Source organism: Roseospira goensis, assembly GCF_014197795.1.
GTDB lineage: Bacteria > Pseudomonadota > Alphaproteobacteria > Rhodospirillales > Rhodospirillaceae > Rhodospira > Rhodospira goensis.
Genome location: NZ_JACIGI010000040.1, coordinates 15,799 through 28,202 on the forward strand (window position 1 = coordinate 15,799; position 12,404 = coordinate 28,202).

Annotated in this window: 10 protein-coding genes; 9 read left to right on the forward strand and 1 reads right to left on the reverse strand. The window is 71.1% G+C overall.

Annotated features, from left to right (window positions below):
- The first annotated feature begins 187 nt into the window (after window positions 1-187).
- From GGD88_RS16235 to GGD88_RS16270, 8 genes are all read left to right on the forward strand, one after another.
- On the forward strand, window positions 188-1,297 hold the full coding sequence (locus tag GGD88_RS16235) for an asparaginase (RefSeq protein WP_184437378.1): 1,110 nt from the start codon (window positions 188-190) through the stop codon (window positions 1,295-1,297).
- Between the two features lie 109 nt (window positions 1,298-1,406).
- Window positions 1,407-2,006 carry a phenylacetic acid degradation protein PaaY gene (locus GGD88_RS16240; protein WP_184437380.1) on the forward strand — a complete coding sequence of 200 codons (600 nt, stop codon included), beginning with the start codon at window positions 1,407-1,409 and terminating at the stop codon, window positions 2,004-2,006.
- A 397-nt stretch (window positions 2,007-2,403) separates the two neighbouring features.
- The gene (locus tag GGD88_RS16245) at window positions 2,404-2,706 is read left to right on the forward strand and encodes a hypothetical protein (RefSeq protein ID WP_184437382.1); all 303 of its coding nucleotides are present in this window, start codon (window positions 2,404-2,406) and stop codon (window positions 2,704-2,706) included.
- A gap of 111 nt (window positions 2,707-2,817) precedes the next feature.
- Complete coding sequence (locus tag GGD88_RS16250; RefSeq protein WP_184437400.1) at window positions 2,818-4,335, forward strand: replicative DNA helicase; 1,518 nt, start codon at window positions 2,818-2,820, stop codon at window positions 4,333-4,335.
- Between the two features lie 124 nt (window positions 4,336-4,459).
- The gene (gene alr, locus GGD88_RS16255; RefSeq protein WP_184437402.1) at window positions 4,460-5,650 is read left to right on the forward strand and encodes an alanine racemase; all 1,191 of its coding nucleotides are present in this window, start codon (window positions 4,460-4,462) and stop codon (window positions 5,648-5,650) included.
- Between the two features lie 4 nt (window positions 5,651-5,654).
- Window positions 5,655-6,428: an MlaE family lipid ABC transporter permease subunit gene (locus GGD88_RS16260; RefSeq protein WP_184437384.1), complete on the forward strand. Its 774-nt coding sequence runs from the start codon at window positions 5,655-5,657 to the stop codon at window positions 6,426-6,428.
- A gap of 64 nt (window positions 6,429-6,492) precedes the next feature.
- Window positions 6,493-7,284, forward strand: coding sequence for an ABC transporter ATP-binding protein (locus GGD88_RS16265; RefSeq protein WP_184437386.1), 792 nt, complete (start codon window positions 6,493-6,495; stop codon window positions 7,282-7,284).
- Window positions 7,285-7,413: 129 nt separating this feature from the next.
- The gene (locus tag GGD88_RS16270) at window positions 7,414-8,973 is read left to right on the forward strand and encodes an ATP-binding cassette domain-containing protein (protein ID WP_184437394.1); all 1,560 of its coding nucleotides are present in this window, start codon (window positions 7,414-7,416) and stop codon (window positions 8,971-8,973) included.
- Between the two features lie 14 nt (window positions 8,974-8,987).
- On the opposite strand, the gene lepA is transcribed toward GGD88_RS16270, so the two are convergent.
- Complete coding sequence (gene lepA / locus GGD88_RS16275; protein WP_184437404.1) at window positions 8,988-10,790, reverse strand: translation elongation factor 4; 1,803 nt, start codon at window positions 10,788-10,790, stop codon at window positions 8,988-8,990.
- Window positions 10,791-11,065: 275 nt separating this feature from the next.
- Here lepA and GGD88_RS16280 point away from each other — a divergent pair, with 275 nt between their 5' ends.
- Window positions 11,066-12,268, forward strand: a complete 1,203-nt coding sequence (locus GGD88_RS16280) for a DUF2336 domain-containing protein (protein ID WP_184437396.1) — start codon at window positions 11,066-11,068, stop codon at window positions 12,266-12,268.
- The last annotated feature ends 136 nt before the right edge of the window (window positions 12,269-12,404 follow it).

The window sequence follows — 12,404 nt, forward strand, 5'->3', positions numbered from 1 at the left end:
CGGCCGCGCTGACGCGAGCGGCGCAGACCATGAAACCATAGCAGGCCCCGGCGCCGCTGTCGCGCCCGGTGTCGCGCGTGCCGTGCGCGGCGGGGTGGGTGCCCGTCTCCGGCGATGCCGTTGCGCGGACCGGCCGGGCCTGCCACGATCGCCCGCCCGCCCCCGACGAAACCCTGAGGATGCGCGTATGGACCCGACCGCTGCCGCCGCCCCCCTGCTGTTCCCCGACAACCCTGTTCTGGTGGCGCTGACGCGCGGCGAAACCATCGAGTCCTGGCACCGCGGCGCCGCCATCGCGCTGGACGCCGAGGGGCGGCCGCTGCTGGCCTGGGGCGACGTGGACCGGCCGTCGTTCGCGCGCTCGGCGCTGAAGCCGCTTCAGGCCCTGGCGCTGCTGGAGGCGCTGCCCGACGCCCCCGACCTGACACCGGAGCGCATCGCGCTGCACACCGCATCGCACTCCGGCTGGCCGATGCACGTGGACCGCATCCGCGCCTGGCTGGAGGCCATGGGCCTGTCCGAGGCCGATCTGGCCTGCGGTGACCGCGACTGGCCGCTGGATGCGGCGGCGGTCCGCGCCCTGGCGGCGGCCGGCGGCCGGCCGGGGCCGGCGCACCACAACTGCGCCGGCCAGCATGCCGGCTTCCTGCGGCTGGCCCAAGCGCTGGGGGCCCCCACGCGCGGCTATGCGGGCCACGATCACCCGGTGCAGCGGGCGGCGATGGCGGTGCTGAGCGACCTGACGGAGGTGGACGCGACGGCCGCGCCCTGGGGGCCGGAGGGCTGCGGCATCCCGGCGCTGGCGCTGCCGCTGTGGGCGGTGGCGCTGGGCATGGCACGGCTGGCCGATCCGCGCGCCCTGGCGCCGACGCGGCGGGCGGCGGTGGAGCGCCTGCGCGCGGCGATGGCGGCCCATCCGGCGTTGGTGGCCGGGCCGGGGCGGGCCGATACCCGGGTGATCGAGGCCACGGCCGGTCGCGTGCTGTCCAAGGCCGGGGCCGAGGGCAACGTCGCGGCGATGGTGCCGGAGCACGGCATCGGCGTGGCGCTGAAGATCGACGACGGCGGCAAACGCGCGGCCGAGGTGGCGCTCGGGCTGGTGCTGGAGACGCTCGGCGTGCTCTCGGCGCAGGAGCGGGCGGACCTGGCCGATCTGTTCCAGCCGACCGTGACCAACGCCGCCGGCCGGACGGCGGGGCGGGCGCTGCCGGTGCTGCCGCCGGACGACGACGAGGATGACGACGACGGCCTGCGGGTGGACCCCTGGGACGAGGCGTGGGACGACGAGATGCCGTGATCGCGACCGGCGCGCCATCTTGCCGGCGGCTCCGCGTCCCGGCACGATCGGGGACCAGACGGTTGCGTATGGAACCGTGCCGTGCCCCGTCGCCGCGAAAGGAGACCCCATGCCCGTATACGCCTTCGAAGACCTGGTGCCGGTCGTGCACCCAACCGCTTTCGTCCATCCCACCGCCATCCTGATCGGCGACGTGATCGTCGGTGCCGGGGTCTACGTCGGGCCGTCGGCCTCGCTGCGCGGCGACTTCGGCCGCATCATCCTGGAAGAGGGCAGCAACATCCAGGACAACTGCACCATGCACGGCTTCCAGGGCACCGAGACGGTGGTGGAGGTCGACGGTCATATCGGGCATGGCGCGATCCTGCACAGCGCGCGCATCGGCCGCGGCGCCCTGGTCGGCATGAACAGCGTGGTCATGGACGGTGCGGTGGTGGGCGCCGAGAGCATCGTGGCCGCCCAGTGCTTCGTGAAGGCGGGCACGCAGTGTCCGCCGCGCTCCCTGGTGGCCGGGGTGCCCGGCAAGGTGATCCGCCCGGTCACCGACGCCGAGTTCGCCTGGAAGATGGAGGGGACGAAGCAGTACCAGGAACTGGCGCAACGCTGCCGCACCGGCCTGCGCGAGGTCCAGCCCCTCAGCGAACCGGAGCCGGATCGTCCGACCGTGCGGTGGGCCGACCTCAAGCCATTGTACCAAGCCAAGGCGTAGATTGATCGCGCGCGCGGCGCGGCGAGGGCCGCCGAGTCGAGACCGCCGCGGCCGCGGACGCCGCGCGGGGTGGCGGCGCGACTCCGCGCCCGCCCGGCCCCCGCCCGACGGCGTATCGGCATGGCGCGAAGCGGCGGCACGGCGGCCCTCAAGTTTCGCGTCTGAACCGACTCGCGCAAAGAAACGAATCAGGGAAGGCGATCATGACGGGCGCTCGGCTGCAGAGCCGGCGGGCGGGGCCGGGAGTCGGGATTGGTGGTGGGGGTAGGGGCGATGTGTTAGTGTGACCTCATCCGCTCTTGGGATATCGGGACACGAGATGTTCCAAGGGCCGCAGGGACGGAAGCGGCCCTAGAACGGGGTCCAGAGGCCACCAGGAACGGTGGGAGAGCCCGGAATGTCACAGGACGATTGGGTCCTATTCTTTGCGGCGGCCGTGTGTCGCGGGCGGCGGGAGGCGGAGCGGTCGACCGCGCCGGCTGACGCGTCGGCCGAAGCCGTGCTGTCTGATCGCGCGTTGGTGCGCGACGCCCATCGGGCCGCGTTGGCCCATGGCGAGACGGAAGCGCGGGCGTGGCGGGCGGCCGTCGGCGCCTATCTGGTGCGTCACCCCGGCGCCGAACTGGGCACCGCCGAACGCATCGTCACCTTCCTGATGCGGCCCGAGGTGGACAGCCCTGCCCTGACAGGGGGCGCCTGATCGCGGATCGGTCCGGCCGCCCGGCGAGGCATCCCCGATATCCCCGATATCCCCGCAATTCACAGCCGCCCGGGGCTCGGCGCCGGCGCCGTGGCGCGCTATGTTGGGGCCATGGTCAACACGCTCTCTTCTCCCGTCGACGCCGCCGCCGCGGAGGACGACGATCCGTCCGGCTTGCGTTCGCCGCCCGCCAGCCTGGAGGCGGAACAGGCGTTCCTCGGCGCCCTCCTGACCAACAACAAGGTCCTGGAAAAGGCCGGGGAGTTCCTGCGCGCCGAGCATTTCACGCACCCGGCGCATGCCCTCATCTATGACACCTGCCAACGCCTGATCGAGCGCAACCAGGTGGCCAACCCGGTCACCGTGAAGCCCTACGTGGAGACCGCCGAGGCGCTGTCAGACCTGGGCGGCGCGCGTTACCTGGCGGCGCTGGTGGGCTCGGTCGTGACGATCATCAACGCGGCCGACTATGCCCGCCTGATCCACGACTACTACCTGCGGCGCCAGCTCATCGGGCTCGGCACCGACATGGTCAACGAGGCCCACGACAACGACATCGAGATCAGCGCCACCGACCTGATCGAGGTCGGCGAGCAGCGCCTCTACGACCTCGCCACCCACGGCCAGTACGACGGCGGCCTGATGGACTTCACGACCGCGCTCAAGGGCGCCATCGTGATGGCCGAGGCCGCGCACCGGCGAGAGGGCCGGCTGGCCGGCATCACCACCGGCCTGCTCGACCTGGACCGCAAGCTGGGTGGCCTGCATCCGTCGGACATGCTGATCCTGGCTGGGCGGCCGTCCATGGGCAAGACGGCGCTGGCCACCAACATTGCCTTCAACGCCGCGCGCTACCTGATCGACGAGGCCGACGACGAGGAGCGCGGCAAGGCGGTTGCCTTCTTCTCGCTGGAGATGAGCGCCGAGCAGCTCGCCACCCGCATCCTGGCCGAGCGGGTGCAGGTCTCCTCGCACAAGATCCGCACCGGCGAGCTGTCGGCCGACGACTTCGACCGCCTGCTGATCGAAAGCCAGGACCTGCACCGCATCCCGCTGCACATCGACGACACCCCGGCGCTGACCGTCTCGGCCATGCGCACGCGCTGCCGCCGGCTGGCGCGCCAGCAGGGGCTGGCGCTGGTGGTGGTGGACTACCTCCAGCTCATGAGCCCCGGCAAGATCACCAACGCAGACTCACGCGTGCAGGAGGTCTCGGCCATCACCCGTGGCCTGAAGGCGCTGGCCAAGGAGCTGAACGTGCCGGTGATCGCGCTGTCGCAGCTCTCGCGCGCGGTCGAGCAGCGCGAGGACAAGCGCCCGCAGCTCGCCGACCTGCGCGAATCCGGCTCCATCGAACAGGACGCGGACGTCGTCATGTTCGTGTTCCGCGAACAGTACTACCTTGAACGCGCCGAGCCGGCCCGGCGCGCCGAGGAAAGCGAGGACAAGTACATGGAGCGTCACCAGACATGGCTCCAGCGATGCGAGAAGGCCCACAACGTGGCCGAGGTGATCGTCGCCAAGCAGCGTCACGGCCCCATCGGCACGGTGCGCTTGTTCTTCGACGGGAACTATACGAGGTTCGGCAATCTGGAAATCACCGACGCGCCGGAGGGACCGGATTTCTGACGGTCCCGGTCGGCGTCGATGCCGACCGTCGCCCCGGTTCCGCGCCGCATCACCGCGTCCCGTCTGGAGTCCGCCGCCCGTGACCTCGCCCCTGCGTCTGTCCCCCGGACCGCTCCCCGCCGCCGTGCCGGCCGCCGACGCGCTCGCGGATCCGCGCGCCGGCGGCATCCTGACCGTCGATCTGGACGCGCTGGCCGGCAACTGGCGCCGGCTCCAGGCGCGGCTGAAGCCGGGCACCGAATGCGGCGGCGTCGTCAAGGCCAACGGCTACGGCCTGGGGGCGGTGTCGGTGGCCCATGCGCTGTACCGGGCCGGGTGTCGCACCTTCTTCGTGGCCCAGCTTGAAGAGGGCCTGCGGGTGGCGCCGACGCTGCCCGCGGACAGCCGGGTGTTCGTGCTGTCGGGGCCGACGCCGGGCACCGAGCCGGAGTTCAGCGCCGCCCGCCTGATCCCGGTGCTGAACAGCCGCGAGCAGATCGACCGCTGGGCCGCGCACGCGCGCGGCCACCCGGGCGACCAGGCGGCGCCGGCGGCGATTCACGTCGACACCGGCATGACGCGGCTTGGCCTGAGCGACGCCGAACTGGCCGCCCTGCGCGCCGATCCGGGCGTGCTGGACGGCATCGCGGTTCGGCTGGTGATGAGCCACCTGGCCTGCGCCGACGAGCCGGGACACCCCCTGAACGCGGCCCAGATCGCCGCCTTCGACGCCGCCCGCCCGGCCTTCCCCGGGGTGCCGGGCAGTCTGGCGAACTCCTCCGGGGTGTTTCTGGGGCCGGCGACCCATCACGACGTCGCCCGCCCCGGCGTGGCCCTGTACGGCGTCAACCCGACGCCCGGCCGCCCCAATCCGATGGCCGCCGTGATCCGCCTCCAGGCCCGCGTCCTCCAGGTGCGCCACGTTGACGCCCCTGCCACCGTTGGCTATGGTGCCTGCCACCGGTCGGCCGCCGGCAGCCGCATCGCGACCGTCGGTGTGGGCTATGCCGACGGCCTGCCGCGGGCGTCCAGCGGCCTCATCATGGGGTATGTCGGCGCCACGCCCGTGCCCCTGGTCGGCCGCGTGTCCATGGACCTCGTCACCTTCGACATCACGTCGGTTCCGGCCGAGACGCCGGTGCGGCCGGGCGACCTGATCGACCTGATCGGTCCGTTCAACCCCGTCGACGATCTGGCGGCGCGCGCGGGCACGATCGGCTACGAGATCCTGACCACCCTGGGGCCGCGCTTCGCCCGCCACCATGTGGGCACCGGGTGGGGGCCGGCCGCCGCCGCCGGCGGCGGCACTGGTGGCGGGGCGACGGAGAGGACATGAGGCCGTGAACTTCCTCGCCATCGTCGGACGTGTGTTCCTGGCGTTCGTGCTCCAGGTCGGCCGCTTCGCCATGTTCACCGGCCGGGCCGTCAGCCATATCGTGCGGCCGCCGTTCTATCCCCGCCTGATCGCCCGGCAGATGGTCGAGATCGGCTACTACTCGCTGCCGGTCGTGGGCCTGACCACGCTGTTCTCGGGCATGGTCTTGGCGTTGCAGAGCCACACCGGGTTCGCCCGCTTCTCCGCCGAAGGCGCGGTGGCGACCGTCGTGGTCATCTCCCTCACGCGCGAGCTGGGGCCGGTGCTGGCCGGTTTGATGGTGGCCGGGCGCATCGGCGCCGCCATGGCCGCCGAGATCGGCACCATGCGGGTGACCGAGCAGATCGACGCCCTCAGCACCCTGTCCACCAACCCCTTCAAGTACCTGGTGGCGCCGCGCCTGATCGCGGGGATCACCATGCTGCCGCTGCTGGTGCTGGTGGGCGACATCATCGGCGTGTTCGGCGGCTATCTGATCGGCACCACCAAGCTGGACTTCAACCCCGCCACCTACATCGCCCGCACGGTCGAGTTCCTGGAGACCATCGACGTGGTCTCCGGCCTGGTGAAGGCGGCCGTGTTCGGGTTCGTCATCGCCCTGATGGGCTGCTACCACGGCTACCACTCCCGGGGCGGCGCCCAGGGGGTCGGGGCCGCGACCACCAACGCGGTGGTGTCGGCCTCGATTTTGATCCTGATCCTCAACTACGTCATCACCGAGCTGTTCTTCGCGCAGTAGGCCCCGTCGGCCGCGATCCCGCCGCGCCGGCCCTGTCCGCCAAGCCAACCCGCACGGACCCGCCATGACCCCGAACCCCGCCGAGTCCGTCCCCAAGATCCGCCTGCGCGGGGTGCGCAAGCGGTTCGGCTCCAACGTGGTCCTGGACGGCATCGACCTCGACGTCGCCACCGGCGAATCGCTGGTGGTCATCGGCGGTTCGGGCAGTGGCAAGTCGGTGCTGCTGAAATGCATCCTGGGGCTGCTGCGTCCCGACTCGGGCTCGATCGAGATCGACGGCGAGGAGACCGTGGGCCTGAGCGGGCGCGCGCGCGACCGCGTCAACGCCCACATCGGCATGCTGTTCCAGGGGGCGGCGCTGTTCGACAGCCTGCCGGTGTGGGAGAACGTCGCCTTCGGCCTGATCCAGGGCCGCCGCGCCGGCCGCGCCGAGGCCCGCGCCCGCGCGCTGGCCTGCCTGAAGCAGGTCGGCCTGCGCCCGAGCGTGGCCGAACTCTACCCGGCCGAGCTGTCCGGCGGCATGCAGAAGCGCGTCGGCCTCGCGCGCGCCATCGCGGCGCAGCCCGACATCGTGTTCTTCGACGAGCCCACCACCGGGCTCGACCCCATCATGGCCGACGTCATCAACGACCTGATCGTCGCCACCACCCGCGATCTGGGGGCCACCGCGCTGTCGATCACCCACGACATGGCCAGTGCCACCAAGATCGGCGACCGCATCGCCATGCTGTACAAGGGCCGGCTGATCTGGGTCGGCGGCGCCCAGGAGGTGTTCGACAGCGGCAACGCCCACGTCGACCAGTTCGTGCGCGGCCGGGCCGAGGGCCCCATCACCGACGAGGCCGACGCGGGCTAGGCCCGGGGACACCGTATCCGGGGCTCGGCGCGCGGCCGGCGCGGTGCTACCGTGCGGGTCGAGACGGGACGGGCCGATCCCGATCCCGATCCCCATGTTGACCCTGCCCCGGATACTGACGCCCCCGCCATGACCGCCGCCCCGGCCCTCTCCGTTGCCGGCCTGACCCTCGCCACGCCGGACGGCCGGCCGCTCCTGGAGGACGCGGCGTTTGCCATCGGGGCCGGCGAGATCGTGCTGCTGACCGGCCCCTCCGGCTGCGGCAAGAGCACGCTGCTGCGCCTGCTGGCCGGGCTGGGCCGCCCCGGCGACGCCAGCGCGGGGTACGCGACCACGCCCGGCGGTGGCGCGGTCGACCTGGCGCGCGACCCCGCCGCCGCCCGCTTCGGCGCCATGGTGTTCCAGAGCCTCGGCCTGTTCGAGGACCTGACGATCGCCGAGAACCTGGCCATCGTCGCCGACCACGGCGACGGCGCGGCCGCTGTCGCCGGCGGCCCCGACCCGGCCCGGGCGGTGGCGCACGCGCTGCTCGACGGCTTGCCGCCCGACGGCTCACCGCGCCAACTCAGCGGCGGTCAGCAACAGCGGGTGGCGATCGCCCGCACCGTGCTGGCCGACCGCCCGGTATTGCTGTTCGACGAGCCCAACGCCGGCCTGGACGTGGCGGCGGGCCGCGAACTGGCCGGGCTGATCGCCCGGGTCGCGCGCGAGTTGGGGCGTGGTGTGCTGATCGTCGCCCACCACCTGGAGCCGTTCCTGCCCTACGCCGGCCAGGTGTTGTTCATGGACCCGGCCGGGCGCGCGCTGGAGCGGCTGCCGCCCGAGCGTGCCGTCATCGAGGCCCGCCTGCTGGCGGCGGCCGCCGCGCGTCGGGCCACCGCCGGCACGGCATCGGATGACCCGCCCGCCCCGGCTGCCACCGCGACGGCCGCGCCGGCCGGCGCGGCGACGGCGGACGCCCGCCGGGTGCGCCGGCGCTGGTTCGGGCGCTACCTGAGGAGCACGCTGTGGTCGCTGGCGCTGTGTCCGGCGGCGCTGGCCTATATGGGGCTGGCGGCGGTGCTGGTCGGCTTCGTCACCACCTGGTTCACGGTCCAGACCATGCCCTATCGCGCGGTGCTGTCGCCCTTGATCCTCAACGACGTGCTGGCCGGGCTGGGGGCGCTGCACTACCGCGTGCTGGTGCCGCTGCTGACCGGGATCCTGCTGGCCTCGCGCGCCGGCGCCATCGTCGCCGCCGACATGGGCCACCGGGTGCATGCCGCCCAGATCCTGGCGATGCGCAATCTGGGGGTGCCGGACCGGCTCTATCTGCGGGGCGCGGTGACGGCGACCGTGGTCGCGGCGGCGCTGGCCTATGCGCTGGTGCTGTTCGGGCTGGCGGCGCTGACCTCCGAGCGCACCTTTGCCCTGCTGCTGGATCCGGGCGGCGGGTCGGCGCGCTGGTGGGGGCACTTCTTCGGCCAGCTCGTCGACGCCGAGCACTGGATCCCGCGCGGCACCGGCTGGCTGCTGCTCAAGATGACGCTGAGCGGGGCGGTCATCGCCGGCGCCAGCCTGCGCGCCGGGTTGGCGCCCAAGACCACGGGGCTGGACATCAACGACGGCATCTCGACCGCGGTCACCACCGCGCTGGGCGGGGTGCTGGTGATCCACGCCCTGGTGGCGCTGGTCGAGTTCGGGCTGTAGCGGGCGGCGCGCCCTCAGCCGTCCTTCATGCGCAGGGCCTCGATGAAGGCGGACTGCGGGATCTCCACCTTGCCGAACTGGCGCATGCGCTTCTTGCCCTCTTTCTGCTTCTCCAGCAGCTTGCGCTTGCGGCTGACGTCGCCGCCGTAGCACTTGGCGGTCACGTCCTTGCGCATGGCCGAGATGGTCTCGCGCGCGATCACCCGGCCGCCGATGGCCGCCTGGAGCGGGATCTTGAACATGTGGCGCGGGATCAGGTCCTTGAGCCGCTCGCAGATCTGGCGGCCGCGGAACTCGGACTGGGAGCGGTGGGCGACGAAGGACAGGGCGTCGACCGGCTCGTTGTTGACCAGGATGGAGACCTTGACGAGGTCCGATTCGGTGTACTCGTCCATGTCGTAGTCGAAGCTGGCATAGCCCCGCGAGAGTGACTTCAGCCGGTCATAGAAATCGAACACGATTTCGTTCAGCGGCAGCTTGTAGACCGCCATCGCCCGCGCCCCGGCATAGGTCAGGTCGAGCTGGACCCCGCGCCGCTCGGTGCACAGCTTCAGCACCGGCCCCAGGTACTCGTCCGGCACGATGATGGTGGCCTTGACCCAGGGTTCCTCGATGGCGTCGATGTTGACCGGGTCCGGCATGTCGGCCGGGTTGTGCAGCTCCAGGTAATCACCGTTCGTCAGGTGCATTTTATAGACCACGCTGGGCGCGGTCGTGATCAGGTCCAGGTCGAACTCGCGGCTCAGCCGCTCCTGGATGATCTCCATGTGCAGCAGGCCGAGGAAGCCGCAGCGGAAGCCGAAGCCCAGCGCCGCCGAGGTCTCCATCTGGTACTCGAAGCTGGCGTCGTTCAGCCGCAGCTTGGCCAGGCTCTCGCGCAAGGTTTCGAAGTCCGAGGTGTCGACCGGGAACAGGCCGCACCACACCACCGGGACCGAGGGGCGGAAGCCGGGCAGGGGGGTCTCGCACGGATTGCGGTCGTCCGTGAGGGTGTCGCCCACCTGGGTATCGGCCACCGACTTGATGCCGGCCATGATGAAGCCCATTTCGCCGGCCCCGAGGGTCTCGGTTTCCACCAGCTTGGGCGTGAACAGGCCGACCTTGTCGATGGGGTGCACGGCGCCGGTGCGCATCATCCGCATCTTCATGCCCTTGCGGAAGGTGCCGTCGATCACCCGCACCAGGGTAATGACGCCGAGGTAGGGATCGTACCAGCTATCGACCAGCAGCGCCTTGGGGGGCGCGTCCACCATGCCCTGGGGCGGGGGCAGGCGCCGGACCAGCGCCTCCAGGACGTCGGAGACCCCCTGGCCGGTCTTGGCGGAGATCATCAGCGCGTCCGAGGCGTCGATGCCGATGACGTCCTCGATCTGCTCCTTCACGCGGTCCGGCTCGGCCGCGGGCAGGTCGATCTTGTTGAGGACCGGCACGATTTCCAGGTCGTTCTCCAGCGCCAGGTAGACGTTGGCCAGCGTCTGCGCCTCGACACCCTGGGAGGCATCCACCACCAGCAAGGCGCCCTCGCAGGCCGCGAGCGAGCGCGAGACCTCGTACGAGAAATCGACGTGCCCCGGCGTGTCCATCAGGTTGATGGCGTAGACCTCACCGTCGCTCGCCGTGTAGCTGAGACGCACCGTCTGTGCCTTGATCGTGATGCCGCGCTCGCGCTCCAGGTCCATGCTGTCCAGGACCTGCTCCTTCATCTCGCGGTCGTTCAGCCCACCGCACATATGAATCATGCGATCGGCAAGGGTAGACTTGCCATGATCAATGTGTGCGATAATGGCGAAATTGCGAATATGCGAGAGATCGGTCATCGAGAGATCGGTCATGGGGTGTCTGGCCCGAGGGAGGACAGGCTGGCGGCCGCCAGAGCGCGGACCATAGGGGGAATTGGGCGGCTGTTCAACAGAACTGCCCGAGCCGGCGGGCGATCAGGGTCTTGACGCCGGAGGGTTGAGACATCGCGTTAAGGATTTGGTATTCTCTCCCTTATATCTTTCGGTATACGCGGGGATCCGGCGGGGGGAGCATCGTTCCAATGGAGGGGTCGCCGAATGCCGCGGCCGTTTCCGGATTGAGGGTTCAACCGATGGGACCTGCCGATGAACCGCCGAACGCAGGGCGCCTTGACGCGCCGTATCTGCTGGCCCTGGCGCGGCAGAAAACCGTCGCCTCGCGCAACGCGCTGGCCGAGACCATCGCCGCCCTGTTCGCCCAGGACGCGGACAGCCTGAACGATCGCGAGTTCGCCCTGATGGCGGACATTCTGCGGCGCGTGCTGAAAGAGATCGAGGTCTCGGTGCGGCGCCGCATCGCCGCCGAGTTCGCCAGCCGGCCGGATGTGCCGCGCGACCTGCTCACCTTCCTGGCCAATGATGAGATCGACGTCGCCTACCCCGTGCTGAGCCAAAGCCCGGTGCTGCGCGACGCCGACCTGGTCGAGGTCATCCGCAACCGCACCCTGGAGCACCAGCTCGCCGTCGCGGTGCGCTTCGAGGTCAGCGAGGCCGTCGCCGACGAACTGGTCGGGACCGGCAACGAGACCGTCATCACCGAATTGCTCAAGAACCCGGACGCGCGCATCTCCCGGGCCACGCTGGCCTATCTGGTGGAACAGTCGCGCCGGGTCGGCGGCTTCCGCGAGCCGATTCTCTCGCGCCGCGAACTGCCGGCGGACCTGGCCAAGCGCATGGTGTTGTGGGTCTCGGCGGCCCTGCGCAAGACCATCGTGGAGCGCTTCGACCTGGACCCGGCCGAGGTCGACAGCATGATCGAGCGCGCCGCCCTGTCCGGCGACCTCGACGACGACACCGCCGGGACCGCCGGGCCGACCGCGGCCGAGCGGCTGGCCGAGGAGTTGAGCGCGGCCGGACGCAACGACGCCGACCTGATGATCTCCGCCCTCCAGAACGGCGAGGTGTCGCTGTTCGTGACCCTGTTCGCGCGCGCCACCGGCATGCGCGAAATCCTGGTGCGGCGCATGCTGTTCGAGCCGGGCGGCGAGGGCCTCGCCATCGCCTGCAAGGCGCTCGGGCTCAAGCGCGAGGACTTCTCGGTCCTGTTCCTGTTCTCGCGCAAGGCGCGCCCGGTGCCGCACGCGGTGTTGCGCGACGAGCACAAGGCCGTCATGGACCTGTACGATCGCATGACGGAGGAGGCGTGCCGCGCCGTGCTGGCGCGCTGGCGCCGCGACCACAACTACCTGAAGGCGCTGCTGGCGGTGGAGATCACCGATACGGGTGCCGCGTCGGGCGCGGACCCTGACGACCCGCTGTCCGGTCGCGGGTGGTAGGCTCGCCGCCGCGGGAGCGTGGACGGATGACCTTTCTCGGTCCCACGCTCCTGCGTGGGACCGCCCCCCGGCGCCCACGCGGGAGCGTGGGCGCGAGACCCTTCGCTTTCTCGGTCCCACGCTCCTGCGTGGGACC